Source organism: Microvirga sp. TS319, from assembly GCF_041276405.1.
Lineage (GTDB): Bacteria > Pseudomonadota > Alphaproteobacteria > Rhizobiales > Beijerinckiaceae > Microvirga.
In genome coordinates this window covers 914,372-926,579 of the sequence record NZ_JBGGGT010000002.1, presented here as the reverse complement: position 1 = coordinate 926,579, position 12,208 = coordinate 914,372, and the positions used below count along the sequence as shown (strand labels likewise).

Below are 12,208 nucleotides of genomic sequence, written 5' to 3'. Positions count from 1 at the left end.
TCAAGGAACGCACATCTCAAGCTAAGGTTGCGGCGCACTGTCGTCCTGGAGCGGCATTTTTCCATGTTCTCGCCGTACTTGGAGAGGAGCCTGCCTGGGCATATCCGGAGATAGAAGCATGAACACTGTATCACCATGGACCTTCGAAGCCGTTCAGCTCCTCAAGACATTGGCTCAGGAAGGAATGCCCGCCTCGGTGATCAGCCTCAAGCTCAAGCGGCCGATTGCGGACGTACGCGCGAAACTCAACGATCTCGGGATCATTCCGGCAGCCGAGGAGCTTTGATCTCGACGGCTCGACGTCCTGACGGATGTCGGGGCGGCCTGAATTGCAGGGCGCGGCAACCGAGATCGAAAGCAGCTGCTCCGCCGGGAAGTGCTCCCGAAATCCCGCTTTCGGATACTGGGGACAAGCGGTTGTGCGCCTTGCTGGCGAAACTTGCACAAGACTTTCATGCGCTTGAGCCGGAATAAGGTCCTTCGGGGACAGTGCTAACAACTTAGTAATAGAATGTGGGACATCTAGAACATGTCTCCGATTCTCTTTACGGCAGCGGCTATGATCACACGGTTTGAGAAGGCGTTGGCGCAAGTGGCCCGGGCAGGCGAGCTCCGCGAGAACCGCCCTGCCTCGGAAAGCCGTGCGCAAAAGGTCCGTCGGCTCGAGGAGCTCATCCGCGCCAAGGAGGCTTCCGGAGACCGCATCGTTGTCGGCATCGGTGCAGCTCTCGTGGTCTGTGCGACGGCCCTCCCCGTCTATGCTGCTTTCCTTCGTGATGGATATGTCTATCTGCCCAGCATCGGGTCTCCGGTCACGATACAAGGCGGATCGACCGGCGAGCGAGTAAGGACGGCCTCCCCGTCACAGATGGAGACGCTCGAGGCCAAAGCCTCTTCCACTCACTCGGTCGTGACGCCTGCCCGGTCGGGCCAATCGGGTGCCGCTCCGCTCCCGCGCTATGTCATTCATCGTGCAGCGGAAGGGTCAGCGCTGATCGAAGGGCCGAACGGTCTATGGTGGGTCACCCCCGGCATGAAGATTCCGGGCGCCGGTCAGATTCTCTCCATCGAGCATTCCGAAGCCGGATGGGCTGTCGTGACGTCCGAGACGACGATCACGGAAGTCATGAACTGACCACGCTACGGGCCGGGATCCCAGTGGGGTCTGGCCTCTACTGCATCGGATGTGAGATCAAACCCACATTCGATGCTTTCATCCTCTGGCTTTGAGCATCTTTGCACGCAAAACCGGTTCCCGCTTCCCGCGTTCGATGCGCTAAAACCCGCCAGGGCGTAGCTTGGCGATGCTCATCATCAGATCGAGGCTGATTCCCTGATCCGAAGATTGATTGAAGAGGGTGAGGATCGGCGAAGTCGCTGCGGACGTATTGTTCATGTCCCACATGACGTTGAAACGTTGAATCAGCTTGTCGACCTTCTTCGGATCCTGAAGGTCCTTTACGTCGAACAGCTTCTCGAGTTGGCGCACCTGAATATCGATATCGGCCCTCGCAGCCGCTTTGGGAATATTGAAGGTCGTCTGAACGAACTCCAGCATCGCCTTATCGGCCAGGATCCCCATGGTCGTTTTGACGGACGAAGCCTTGCGCTTGAAGTAGAGCGCCAGGCGAACGCCCTGATTGTCGTTGCCCTCGCGCTGCTCCAGCGTCTGTTGGATATACTTCTCCACGGCTTCGGTGGTCGCGCTCGCGGCAGAGGTCGCTTCAGCTCCTTTTCCGACGAAATCGAATGCCTTTGCGAACTCCTTATAGAGCGGGTTGCTCATCTTGTTCGCCATGCTGGTCGGGCTGCTGACCCCTTCCTGGAGGAGCTTCTTGAAAAGCGCCTTGCCGTAGGCCATGTCCTCGAGCCCATAGGCCTTCATGGCGAACTTGAAGACCCGGTCGTTCTTGACGAAATCGTCGATCGTTTTGATCGTCTTGATGGTCTTGTTGTAGTACTCGATCTCACGCTTGACGACGGCGTCGTTCTCGATCAGCGACTTTGTCCGCGTCAGATTGTTCGAGATGATCTGGTATCGGGTGGACGTGCTGATCATGGCAAACCTTCAGGCGTTTCAAGTTCCGGGACTTCGTCAACGGATCAGGGGTGATTCGGCTTTCGCGAGGCCAGCTATATCCCGGCAATCCTGCCTGAACCTTTCAGCAACGGCCTTCGTATCACTCGGGTCGAACTGAAACGCCGACCGTCGCGCCTCGTAACGGTAGTCGGACAGCTCGATGACGAGCGTTTGAGCGCCCTTGAGCTTGTCAAAGAAACGAGAGAACTGCTCCGTGCTGGACATCTGGCCCGCCTTGTCCCGATAAACCCAATAGGACAGCTCCGGGCTATCGTCGTCGAACCAATAGACCGTGCTGCGCCCTCGCGGGGCGCTGCGTCCGAGAAAGCCTTTCTGGGAAACGGTAGCCGACAGTGAGACGGTTTCCGGGGTGTCATTGTCGACGGAAGATCTCGCACAGGTCAGCCACAGCAAGGCCTCGTTGTCTCCGCGCAATCGTGCGAAGGCGGCCTGCGGCCTCCCCTCCTGATCGTGCCGGACGACATAGTCCCATGAGCCGATCCAGGTCGCGAGAGCCTGTGCCCGTTCGGGAGCAAAAAACCATGCTGTGCCGAGCACCAGGGCAAGGCCGGGAATGCATTTCACTGAAATAATATATGACGGCTTCTGACTCATGGCCGCACCAACGCCTTAAAAAAAGAAGCCTCGCCCTTTGCAAGGCGAGGCTCCTCTCAGTCCGTTCCGGAGGCTCTTACTGGAAGAGCTTCAGGATCATCGAGCTGTTCTGGTTCGCCATCGAGAGAGCCTGCACGCCGAGCTGCTGCTGAGTCTGCAGAGCCTGGTTGCGGGTCGAAGCCTCGTTCATATCGGCATCGACGAAGGAGCTGACGCCGGCGGTGAGCGAGTCGGAGAGCACGCTGATGAACTCTTCCTGAGTCTCGAGCAGGGCCTTGTTCGCACCCAGCATGGCCGAGCCTTCTGTGACGCTAGCGATAGCCTCGTCGATCGTCTTCAGAGCAGCAGCGATTGCGTCGCTGTCAGCTTTGGTCGTCTGCGTCATGCTGACGACCTTATCGACTTGTCCCGTCAGAACAAGGTCACCGGAGTTTTTCGAAGCTGTGACGCCCGTGATACCAAGTGCGGTAATTCCGGCGATGACCTTGTCGAGGTCATCATCCTTCTTAACGATATACTCCTTGGCCGCTCCGCCATCGTAGGTGATGGAGAGCTTAGTGCCCTCGGTGAGCTTCAGGTCAGCCGCGGCGAGAGTTGCAACGCCAGCAGCGCCGCCGGTACCACCGGTCTCAGTAGCCTGGGTGGCAGGAGTAAGCGAAACAGCCGCTGCCGATCCCAGAAGACCACCCGTACCTTTCGAAGCATCGTCGAACAGATTCGTCTTCGACGTATCGATTGCCAGCGTGCCAACGGTGTTCGTCGTTCCGTCGTAAGAAGTAACGAGGTTGACGTCCCCAGAGGAGCCGGCGAGCCAGTTCTGGCCGTTGAACGAAGCAGATCCTGCCGCGCTCTTCATGCCTTCAATGTTAGCCTTGAACTCGGTCTGGATCTTCGCGAGGTCTGCACCCGGCTGAGTGGCAGCCACGAGACCGGCCTTCATCTTGTTGAGGTAGGTCAGCGACTTGTCCATCGCCGAGGTGAAGGTGTTGATCATCGCCTTGGACTGGCCGATGGAATCCTTCACAGCGCTGAGAGCGCCGTTGTCGGACTTCATGGCGGTCGCGATCGACCAGTACGAGGCATTGTGCGAGGCTTCGCTGACGCGCAGACCCGTCGAGATCTGGTTCTGGTTCTTGTTCATGGCGGTCTGCGTGGCCTTGAGGGCCTGCAGAGCGGTCATGGCGGACAGATTGGTATTGATCGAAGACATGTGCTTCTTCCTTGAATGATGTGATTGTTCAGGGAATGTCGGGATCTAACCGACCCAGCGGAGTGGCATCATGCCTCGAGAGAAACTCGATCCGCTGCTCACATGGTATCCGGGCTCGACCGGTAAAATGGAGTGGCATCATGCCATGCCCGAGAAGAGGAGCACTCCATAGTGCGTTCGCGATGCAGGGTCGTCTAAATGAGCTCCCTGCGTTCGTGAAACCAGTTATGACCGACGCGCACCGCAGAAGTCAATATTGATTTTTGAAGAATCCTCGAAATTTACTGTTAAGTCCTTGTTAACCATAAGCAACGGCGCAGCGCAAAAGGGCCTCCGAAAGATGAGGATGCGCGAGCACCCTGCATCAGGCGCAAAAACACCTTTGATATCTGCTGCGCCTGCCCACGCGGCGACGTCTCTCGGTTAGCGTATGCCTGCCAAGGCCGGCCTGACGGTCGGGCCCGCCGAAGCGGATTTCGAGTACAAGCCCCGGTAGGCCGGATCGAGCGACAAGGCATCCGTAATCCCGAGGATCGTCTCGGAGGCTCCCAGCACCAAGCTGCCGTCGGGCGTCATGGACTGCGCGATCCTGCGAAGAACATGGGCTTTTGTCGGAGCGTCGAAGTAGATCAACACGTTCCGGCAATACACGATATCGAACTGCCCGAGGCGGCTGAAATCCTCGATGAGATTCAGGTAGCGAAAGTCCACCATCGAGCGGATCTCAGGTGCAATCTGCCATTGCTCGCCCTTCTGGGTGAAATACTTCACAAGGAGGCGGATCGGCAATCCCCTCTGAACCTCGAACTGATTGTAGATGCCGGCCCTCGCTCTCTCGAGGACGTCGTTCGAGATGTCGGTTGCGATGATGTCGACGTGCCAGCCCGGCATTCGTGCCGACGCTTCTTTCAGAAGCATGGCAAGAGAATAAGGTTCCTGCCCGGTCGATGCCGCGGCGCACCAGATCCTGAGGCGGCGGCCTGCGGCACGGTCCTTGAGATAGCGCGGGATCAGAACGTCCTGGAACAGATCGAACGGGGCCTTGTCGCGGAAAAAGAAGGTCTCGTTCGTCGTCATGGCCTCGATTGCGGCGATCTCAATGGCCGGAGATCGACCGGACTTGATCTCCCAGATCAACCGCGACAGGCTCTCGACCTTGAAACGCGTGCAGACGGAAGCAAGCCTGCTTTCCACCAGATATCTCTTGTCTACGGACAGGGCCAGGCCGGACCGGGTCTTCAGGAAGGCGCGCAGGACCTCAAACTCTAATTCAGTCATCGTGTATTTCCTGCGATAAGACCCTTCATTGAGCGACCGATGGCGTCCAGGGGCAGGATGTCGTGAGCCAGCCCGGCCTTCACCACGCTTCCCGGCATTCCCCAAACGATACTGCTGGCCTCATCCTGTGCGATGACCGTCGCACCGACTTTGAGCAGATGGCGGGCACCGTTCGTTCCATCGGAACCCATGCCCGTCAGCACCACGGCAACAGCTGCAGCGCCAAAGACCGATGCTGCCTCCCGGAACAGGACATCCACGGCTGGACGGCAGAAATTTTCAGGCGGACCGTCGCTGAGGCGAATGGAGGGCTTTCCTCCTGTCATGGTCACGCCCATATGACGCCCTCCGGGTGCGATGAAGATCGTACCGGCCCGAATGGCCTCGCCATCCGCCGGCTCCCGACAGGGAACTCCAAGTAACGCCTGGAGATGTTCGGCGAAGACCGCGGTGAACATGGCCGGCATGTGCTGGACGATCAGCACGGGAATGTCCATAAGCGAGGGCTTGAAATCCTGCAGGACCCGCTCGACGGCCCTGGGTCCGCCGGTGGACGAGCCGATGAGAACGCATTGAGGTCGTGCGCTACCCGATCTCGGCACTGACGCGGCTTGCAGGATCGGAGCGGCGACCGAGGATGCCGCAGGCGCCGACCGCACCTGCCGACGCTTTGTCACGCCCAATGCGCGCAGTTTCTCCAGCAGCTCCCGCCGGAACACCATAGCCGCATCGGCACTGCGCGCGCTCTCCGGCTTTGCCAGGTAATCGGCAGCCCCTAGGGACAGGCACTTCAGCGATATCTGCGCGTTCCGCTTTGTCAGAGTCGAGATCACGATCACCTTGCTGGCGGGATGCGCTCTCATGATCAGCGGAAGCGCGGCCAACCCGTCGACCTCGGGCATCTCGATATCGAGAAGAACGATCTCCGGCTTGTGACGCTCAACCATATCGACAGCCATTCGCCCATTGGAAGCCGTACAGACGACCTCAAAGCCGCCCGCTTCGCCAACCCATCGGGCAATCATGCCGCGGATGACGGCGCTGTCATCGACAACCAAGACCCGAATCGGTTCCGACACGCTGGCGCTCGTTGCGGGGAGCGGTTTCAATGCCATCGCCTTAGACCGGGGAAGTATGGGTGATGAGCCCCAGTTCCTGGAATTTTGCTTCCAGAATGGCCTTGTCGAACGGCTTCATGATGTATTCGTCCGCTCCGGCCTCCAAGGCTCGGGTGATATGGTCCATATCGTTCTCTGTCGTGCAGAAAACGACCCTGGGAGTTGTGCCGCCCGGGTGCATTCTGAGCGCTTTGAGGAAGCTGTAGCCATCCATGACCGGCATGTTCCAGTCGAGAAGGATGACATCCGGCATTCGTTCCTCGCATGCCGCAAGCCCGGCCTCGCCGTTCTCCGCTTCGGCAACCTCGAACGATAGGCTTGCAAGGATCTCCCGTGACACCTTTCGTATGGTGCGGGAGTCATCCACGATCAGGCAATATGTCATAGAAGAAAGTTCCTAGTAAACACACGAGATGGCCGGGCCACCAAAGAGCCAAAGATCAGGATCGAATGTCCGATTTACTGATAAAGTTGAAATTCTCGATCAGGATCTCTTTGACGATCTCGGCCCCGAGGCGCTTGTTAATTCTTTCCCTGATATTGCCGATCATCCCGTTCACGTTGTACCGGGACAATTTTCTGAAATCGAGCGTCTCGTCCGAGTAGATGTAGCGGAATACTTCGTCCTGTATGAATGACTCGGGAGGAACGGATATCTCTCGCAACGTCCTCGAATCCGCAGTGAAAACGAAATTCGCGACAACATAGCCCTGCACCGCCCCATCGGCGATAATGGGAATGTTGATCGACGGGATCTTTTTGTACTGCAGTCCCTCGTAATGCGACTGCTCCTCGGTCGGGGAACGGCCGACCATCCACGTCACAGCCGCATAGCACGAGCCAAGCGTGACCGCGCAAACCCAGAATCCGGCTATGACGTTTTTGATCATGCCCCATACCCTCCGCGCATCACGTCGGCCGAGTATGTGCTATCCGACTCAGCGGCCTGGATAGCACCGGAAATGACCGCGGAGATTTCCTGCATGGCCCGCATATGGCGCTCGAGAATCTCCTGATTTTTCTCAAGTTTCATCTTGAGCCTCTCGAGCCTCTTGACCGAGAGATCGTCCATCGAAGTGGCCTCGACCGAGCGCGCCATTCGGCTGATTTCAAGAAGACTTTGGCTCTTCCGGCGATTGAACTCGTCAAGGTTGTTCAGGTCCCGCGACAGCAGAGCTGTCGTTTCGAGATCGAGCGTCTCTTCGAGGCGATCCAGCGATTTCGTCAGCATCGGAAACTCCTTATCTCTTCCCGTCTAGAATGTGCTTTGCAATCCCAATTCCGCCGGCTTTTGCGACCTGTACACCGATCTGCTCCGCCAGCATTGATCTCCAGACAGATCCGGCACTTCCTTTGCCATAGGTATTCTCGGCATCCTTCGGGAGCATCGACTCGACGAAAGTCTGAAGGATGAATGCCTCGAACTCCTGACTGGTCTTCCGCGACTTCTCGGCCGCGGCCGATTCTGCGTCGTTTCGCAAGGAATTCCGCATCTGATAGATATCGGCCCCCACACCCAGCGGCCGAGCTGCCACGGCACGAACCGTATCCTCGAAGCTGGCGCCGTTCACCGGAGCCTGTCCCTGAAGCAGGCTCTGCGTGGCCGCCTGATATCGCGCCGGGTCTGCCGCCCTGGCAACCTCGCTGATGATGTCGGTCGGTGGGCTGATCGCCATTCCGAGTTCCTCGTATTCACTGCGAGGGAATTCTAATGCCTGAGGCTTACGGGAGGCTTGTGTGTTCTTTCCGAGCCATACCTTCGAGAATCTCGGCAAGCTCCGCCTTTTCCTGCATGTGGCGGATGTCCCCCTTCAGGCGAGAATGCATTTTCTCGCTGCGCTTGACCTGCAGCGCCCTTTCGACGGTCAGGGACTTCTGCCCGACGATCTCTGCCTGCGTGCGGATCTCCTCCAATGACAAATCCTTCAGTCGCTTCGCAAGAACATCGACAAAAAGACCATGAAGCGCATCGGATTCGCCCATCGTCTGAAGAAGGTCTTCCTGAGCCGCCTTCAGCTCACCCTCCTTGCGTTGCAGCGAAACCAGATCAAGCTCGGCCTTCTTATGAAGGTGCTGCTGAACCTTGATCAGCCTGTCGATTTTTTTCAGTCTCTGTTTCATGGACGATCATCCTCTCAGCCATGAGGAAAAAGCTCCAATGAAGAGCAGCACATAATCATGAGCGGCAAAGTACATGACGAACAGCCCTCCAAACATGACGAAGGGTGTGGCGATGAAGAAGACGGGAATCTGAGGCGTCAGCTTGTTGGTGAGCCCCGCCACGAGATTGACGATCACGGAGTAAACCAGGAACGGACTGCTGATCCTGAGCGAGACGACGAAGGCGGCCGTGACCTGATCCACGATCTCCGTCAGGGACGATTGAAAGCCAATCCCCTGCCCGGCGGGCATCCTCGAGTACGAGGCGATCAATCCCCTGAACAGTTCCCAGTGAAGATCCGACAGGAAGATTGCTGCCGTCGCCACCATCATGATGAGAGAGCTGATCGCAGGAAGCGGCTCGGCTTCATCGATCGGTGTTCCTGGCATGCCGCCATAGCTCAGTGCCATGGCGACTGCACCCAGCATCGTCTGAAGCGCGAAAAAGTACACTCTCGCCAAAAGCCCGATCAGCAGGCCAACCAGGAGTTCGGATGCGATCCAACCGAGTACGACGGCGGGAGGTTGTCCTGCAATGCCTGTGCCGATCTGATCCAGCAGAACAGGCGAAAGAGCAAGGCTGACGGTCAATGCCAGGAAGAGGCGGATCTGCGGCGGTATCCTTGCGCTCGAGAGCGCTGGCGCAATCAGCATGCACCCGCCGATGCGGCAGAAGATCAGGAAGATCCCCAGCAAGGTTGCCGTCGTGATCGCCGTCACGCGACCGTACCAAGCGAGTTGACCTCGATTCCGCGCGCGATCTCAAGGTGAGAGAGAACCGGCAAAGACGAGAACATTCGCTCAATGATCATTCGGACATAGGGGCGCGCATCCGGAGCCGTCACGATGGCGAAGTTCTTGACCTGCCCCATGCGGACCTTGATGGCCTCCGACGCCTCCGCGCCAAACTGCTCCACGAGGCGTGGATCGATATCGAACTCGACCACGTCGCCCTTGGCGTCACGTTTCAGGCTCTGATGAAAGGCAATGTCCCATTTGTTTCCAAGCCGGAGAACATTGAGCGCTCCGCCTTCCGCCAGGTCACCGCATATTTGCTGCGCCATCCGCATGCGCACATGCTCGACAAGCTGCTCCGCCCGGCGCGCATGAGGGGCAACCTCAGCGATCGCTTCCAGAATGAGCCCCAGGTTCCGGACGGAGACGCGTTCGGACAGCAACAGCTTCAGAACGGCCTGAAGACCCGAGTACGAAATCTGTGAGGGGCAGATATCGTCAAGCAGGCGCTTGTATTCAGGCTCGAGCCCGTCCAGGAGGTTTCGGACGTCCTTGTATGAGAGCAGCTGCGGCAAGTTGTTGCGAATGACCTCGCTGAGATGGGTCAGAAGCACAGAGGCCCCATCCACCGCCGTGAACCCCTGGCGCTTGATTTCGCCCGCATAGGCGTCCGACACCCAGAGCGCCCGCATGCCGAAAGCCGGTTCGCGAACCTCGTCTCCCGGAATATCTGGAACAGGACCGTCGCCCAGCACCACAAGGAGATCGCCCGGGCGAATCTCATGGGTAGCGATAACCGTACCATGGATCTTGATCTGGTAGCTTTTCGCCGGAATCATAAAGCTGTCCGAAAGCTTGACCTCCGGGAGAACGAATCCGAAATCCTGAGCGAACTTTTTGCGCATCTTCTTCACGCGATGAGCCAGATCGCCATGAGAGCTCGCAAGGAAGGAAGAGAGGTGCTTGCCAAGGCAAAGCTCCACCTCGGCAATTTTCAGCGTCTCCTTGACGGTATCGCTCGCTTCGATGAGCTTGCTCTGCTGCTCCTGCTCCTGAATCATTTTCTCGCGGGCCTCATTCTCCGCGCGATGCCGCGGGATGCTATAGGCCACGAAACCCATGAAGCCTCCCAGCGCGAGGAACGGCAACATCGGCAAGCCGGGGACGACGGCGAAGATGAACATCATCCCCGACGCGACCATCAATGCGCGCGGATAGGCTCCCAGCTGGTCCAGGACCGCCTTCTGGGCTTGACCGCGGGTGCCTCCCTTGGAAACGAGGAGACCCGCCGCAAGAGAGACGACAAGGGCCGGAATCTGGCTGACGAGGCCGTCGCCAACCGACAGCTGAGTGAAGACATCCGCCGCCTTCGACAGCGGAAGGCCATGTCGCGTCACCCCGATAATGATGCCGCCGAAGATATTGACGGCGATTGTAATCAGGCTTGCGACTGCCTCGCCGCGAACGAACTTCGAGGCGCCGTCCATGGAACCGAAGAATGCGCTCTCCTCCTCGAGCTCACGGCGCCTTCTCTGGGCCTCTTTTTCGTCGATCAGGCCCGCGGAAAGGTCGGCATCGATGGCCATCTGCTTTCCGGGGATGGCGTCGAGGGTAAAGCGGGCTCCGACCTCTGCGATTCGGGTCGCGCCCTTGGTGATCACCAGGAAGTTGACGGTGATCAGGATGATGAAGACGACAATGCCGATGACAAAGTCGCCGCTCATGACAAAACGGGAGAACCCGCTGATCACGTGGCCTGCGGCATCGACGCCCTGATGGCCGTGGGACAGGATGAGGCGTGTCGAGGCAATACTGAGAGCAAGCCGAAGAAGAGTGGCGATCAGAAGGACCGTCGGGAACGCGGAGAACTCAAGAGGCTTCTGGATCCATAGCGCAACCATCAGGATGAGGACCGAAAGGGCTATGGAGAACGCCAGCCCCATATCGATGACCAGCGGCGGGATCGGAAGAAACAAGATTGCCAGGATGACGACAACGCCGGCGGCGAACATCACATCCCGGCCGCGGTCCTTCGCCATCGTTTCGCTTGACGCCATGTGTCTTTCCATTCGGTAAGCCAACCGTATGTCTGACACATGCCCCATGAGGCTTGCGCGAAGGTCGCGTGCCATTGACCAGGATAGCACCTCTTCCTCGAAGGGTACCGCCAGAGGTCAGGCTTTACCGCATCAGGCGTGACATCGAACCCACATCCGATCCTGTCAGTTTATGTTTTTATGTATCTTTCCACGCAAAACCGGTTCCCAATTCTGCGTCCGACGCTCCTTTAGAGCAGCGCATCGTTCTTGCGAAAAACCGGGGCCACTTTCTCGCGCGATGCGCTAGAACCCCGTAACAATCCTTCCGTAGACGAGCTCGGTAAAAGCATAGATCTGCGAGCCGACGAAAGAGCCGGTTAGAAGCGCGATGACGAGGATCGCGATGATCTTCGGGATGAACGTGAGGGTCACCTCCTGAATTTGGGTGAGCGCCTGGATGAGCGCAATCACGACACCGATGATCATGGCAGCCAAAACGGCCGGCCCGGAGCCGACGATGACAGTCCAAATGGCGGCCCGGACCAGTTCCAGGGCATCGATCTCGTTCATCGTCAGCTGACCACGATACCCTGCCCGAGCAGCATTTCGTAACCGGTCGAGAGGGTGGCGAGCAGCCCCTGACTGGTAATTCTGACGGCGGTAACCTCGCCGGACACCTTGCCGTCTGCGGACGTCACCGTTCGGCCGATGACGCTGTCAGCCTGGGAAAGCGTAAAGGACGACAGCAAGGCATCGAGCTTCTCGTTGCTTTTCACCGCCTGCTCGACCTGGGAGAATGTCGCCAGCTGCGCCATATACTCCGTCGACTTCATTGGATCCGTGGGATCCTGGTTCTTCATCTGGGTCAGCAGAAGGCGGAGGAAATTGTCATAGCTGACAGTCGACGACTTCTCGGCCGCCGACGTCTTCTGGCTCATCGCGGTAGCGGTAACGGACGGAACATTCATTCGAG

16 protein-coding genes are annotated in these 12,208 nt (G+C 58.2%); 2 read left to right on the top strand and 14 right to left on the bottom strand.

From position 1 onward, the window contains the following. Positions 1–118 precede the first annotated feature (118 nt). Positions 119–286, top strand: coding sequence for a hypothetical protein (locus AB8841_RS13720; RefSeq protein WP_370436391.1), 168 nt, complete (start codon positions 119–121; stop codon positions 284–286). A gap of 273 nt (positions 287–559) precedes the next feature. Beyond that, entirely contained in the window at positions 560–1,135 is a 576-nt protein-coding gene (locus AB8841_RS13715; RefSeq protein WP_370436390.1) for a hypothetical protein, read from the top strand. Positions 1,136–1,276: 141 nt separating this feature from the next. Here the strand turns inward: AB8841_RS13715 and AB8841_RS13710 are convergent, their stop codons facing one another. The 14 genes from AB8841_RS13710 to flgD all read right to left on the bottom strand — a co-directional run bounded on the left by AB8841_RS13710 (position 1,277) and on the right by flgD (position 12,203). Beyond that, on the bottom strand, positions 1,277–2,059 hold the full coding sequence (locus AB8841_RS13710) for a DUF1217 domain-containing protein (RefSeq protein WP_370436389.1): 783 nt from the start codon (positions 2,057–2,059) through the stop codon (positions 1,277–1,279). Between the two features lie 36 nt (positions 2,060–2,095). Beyond that, complete coding sequence (locus AB8841_RS13705) at positions 2,096–2,695, bottom strand: hypothetical protein (RefSeq protein WP_370436388.1); 600 nt, start codon at positions 2,693–2,695, stop codon at positions 2,096–2,098. A gap of 76 nt (positions 2,696–2,771) precedes the next feature. Next, positions 2,772–3,905, bottom strand: a complete 1,134-nt coding sequence (locus tag AB8841_RS13700) for a flagellin (RefSeq protein ID WP_370436387.1) — start codon at positions 3,903–3,905, stop codon at positions 2,772–2,774. Positions 3,906–4,328: 423 nt separating this feature from the next. Next, a complete protein-coding gene (locus AB8841_RS13695; RefSeq protein WP_370436386.1) occupies positions 4,329–5,183 on the bottom strand; it encodes a protein-glutamate O-methyltransferase CheR in 855 nt (284 codons plus the stop codon). Continuing rightward, positions 5,180–6,298: a chemotaxis response regulator protein-glutamate methylesterase gene (locus tag AB8841_RS13690; RefSeq protein WP_370436385.1), complete on the bottom strand. Its 1,119-nt coding sequence runs from the start codon at positions 6,296–6,298 to the stop codon at positions 5,180–5,182. Before AB8841_RS13690 ends, AB8841_RS13695 begins: the two co-directional genes overlap by 4 nt. Positions 6,299–6,302: 4 nt before the next feature. Further along, positions 6,303–6,686: a PleD family two-component system response regulator gene (locus AB8841_RS13685; protein WP_370436384.1), complete on the bottom strand. Its 384-nt coding sequence runs from the start codon at positions 6,684–6,686 to the stop codon at positions 6,303–6,305. Between the two features lie 55 nt (positions 6,687–6,741). Further along, the gene (locus tag AB8841_RS13680; RefSeq protein ID WP_370436383.1) at positions 6,742–7,191 is read right to left on the bottom strand and encodes a hypothetical protein; all 450 of its coding nucleotides are present in this window, start codon (positions 7,189–7,191) and stop codon (positions 6,742–6,744) included. Continuing rightward, positions 7,188–7,532, bottom strand: coding sequence for a flagellar protein FlgN (locus tag AB8841_RS13675; RefSeq protein WP_370436382.1), 345 nt, complete (start codon positions 7,530–7,532; stop codon positions 7,188–7,190). The genes AB8841_RS13680 and AB8841_RS13675 overlap by 4 nt, the downstream gene beginning before the upstream one ends. A 10-nt stretch (positions 7,533–7,542) precedes the next feature. Further along, on the bottom strand, positions 7,543–7,977 hold the full coding sequence (locus tag AB8841_RS13670; RefSeq protein ID WP_370436381.1) for a rod-binding protein: 435 nt from the start codon (positions 7,975–7,977) through the stop codon (positions 7,543–7,545). Between the two features lie 46 nt (positions 7,978–8,023). Then, entirely contained in the window at positions 8,024–8,422 is a 399-nt protein-coding gene (locus tag AB8841_RS13665; RefSeq protein WP_370436380.1) for a hypothetical protein, read from the bottom strand. 6 nt (positions 8,423–8,428) lie between these two features. After that, positions 8,429–9,181, bottom strand: coding sequence for a flagellar biosynthesis protein FliR (gene fliR, locus AB8841_RS13660; protein ID WP_370436379.1), 753 nt, complete (start codon positions 9,179–9,181; stop codon positions 8,429–8,431). Beyond that, on the bottom strand, positions 9,178–11,253 hold the full coding sequence (flhA, locus tag AB8841_RS13655) for a flagellar biosynthesis protein FlhA (RefSeq protein ID WP_370436378.1): 2,076 nt from the start codon (positions 11,251–11,253) through the stop codon (positions 9,178–9,180). The genes fliR and flhA overlap by 4 nt, the downstream gene beginning before the upstream one ends. A 285-nt stretch (positions 11,254–11,538) precedes the next feature. Further along, on the bottom strand, positions 11,539–11,805 hold the full coding sequence (locus AB8841_RS13650) for a flagellar biosynthetic protein FliQ (RefSeq protein WP_370436377.1): 267 nt from the start codon (positions 11,803–11,805) through the stop codon (positions 11,539–11,541). Positions 11,806–11,807: 2 nt separating this feature from the next. Beyond that, complete coding sequence (gene flgD / locus AB8841_RS13645) at positions 11,808–12,203, bottom strand: flagellar hook assembly protein FlgD (RefSeq protein ID WP_370436376.1); 396 nt, start codon at positions 12,201–12,203, stop codon at positions 11,808–11,810. Positions 12,204–12,208 lie beyond the last annotated feature (5 nt).

What these genes read in the sequence shown, in the direction of transcription:
- AB8841_RS13720 (WP_370436391.1), top strand. Translation starts at nt 119, where the DNA reads ATGAACACTGTATCACCATGGACCTTCGAAGCCGTTCAGCTCCTCAAG.
- AB8841_RS13715 (WP_370436390.1), top strand. Translation starts at nt 560, where the DNA reads ATGATCACACGGTTTGAGAAGGCGTTGGCGCAAGTGGCCCGGGCAGGC.
- AB8841_RS13710 (WP_370436389.1), bottom strand. Translation starts at nt 2,059, where the DNA reads ATGATCAGCACGTCCACCCGATACCAGATCATCTCGAACAATCTGACG.
- AB8841_RS13705 (WP_370436388.1), bottom strand. Translation starts at nt 2,695, where the DNA reads ATGAGTCAGAAGCCGTCATATATTATTTCAGTGAAATGCATTCCCGGC.
- AB8841_RS13700 (WP_370436387.1), bottom strand. Translation starts at nt 3,905, where the DNA reads ATGTCTTCGATCAATACCAATCTGTCCGCCATGACCGCTCTGCAGGCC.
- AB8841_RS13695 (WP_370436386.1), bottom strand. Translation starts at nt 5,183, where the DNA reads ATGACTGAATTAGAGTTTGAGGTCCTGCGCGCCTTCCTGAAGACCCGG.
- AB8841_RS13690 (WP_370436385.1), bottom strand. Translation starts at nt 6,298, where the DNA reads ATGGCATTGAAACCGCTCCCCGCAACGAGCGCCAGCGTGTCGGAACCG.
- AB8841_RS13685 (WP_370436384.1), bottom strand. Translation starts at nt 6,686, where the DNA reads ATGACATATTGCCTGATCGTGGATGACTCCCGCACCATACGAAAGGTG.
- AB8841_RS13680 (WP_370436383.1), bottom strand. Translation starts at nt 7,191, where the DNA reads ATGATCAAAAACGTCATAGCCGGATTCTGGGTTTGCGCGGTCACGCTT.
- AB8841_RS13675 (WP_370436382.1), bottom strand. Translation starts at nt 7,532, where the DNA reads ATGCTGACGAAATCGCTGGATCGCCTCGAAGAGACGCTCGATCTCGAA.
- AB8841_RS13670 (WP_370436381.1), bottom strand. Translation starts at nt 7,977, where the DNA reads ATGGCGATCAGCCCACCGACCGACATCATCAGCGAGGTTGCCAGGGCG.
- AB8841_RS13665 (WP_370436380.1), bottom strand. Translation starts at nt 8,422, where the DNA reads ATGAAACAGAGACTGAAAAAAATCGACAGGCTGATCAAGGTTCAGCAG.
- flhA (WP_370436378.1), bottom strand. Translation starts at nt 11,253, where the DNA reads ATGGCGTCAAGCGAAACGATGGCGAAGGACCGCGGCCGGGATGTGATG.
- AB8841_RS13650 (WP_370436377.1), bottom strand. Translation starts at nt 11,805, where the DNA reads ATGAACGAGATCGATGCCCTGGAACTGGTCCGGGCCGCCATTTGGACT.
- flgD (WP_370436376.1), bottom strand. Translation starts at nt 12,203, where the DNA reads ATGAATGTTCCGTCCGTTACCGCTACCGCGATGAGCCAGAAGACGTCG.